Raw genomic sequence first — 245 nt, forward strand, 5'->3', positions numbered from 1 at the left:
CGTACCGAAGCACTTGTTAATGACATTAATAATTTAGGTCTTTTAAAAAGGGCCACTAACTCCCCACCAAACTGACCAAACCTCTTCGTTACTCCTAAAACTAACAACATAAAAACAAATGCCCAACCGATGCGATGCGCTAATATTTCTTCTGCCGGTACTTCCTCCACCCATTTCCAATAAATCGGAAGGACTCCCCACTTCGTATACGCACCCGCCGCATATATAATCCCCTGCTTTTGCTC

The 245-nt window shown here is 43.7% G+C and carries 1 pseudogene; it reads right to left on the minus strand.

Annotated elements, in window-relative coordinates:
* A pseudogene (locus JDS80_RS31005) lies at positions 1-245 on the minus strand (EamA family transporter RarD); the annotation flags it as partial.

The organism is Bacillus cereus group sp. N8 (assembly GCF_016483685.1).
In the GTDB taxonomy this organism is placed as follows: domain Bacteria; phylum Bacillota; class Bacilli; order Bacillales; family Bacillaceae_G; genus Bacillus_A; species Bacillus_A proteolyticus.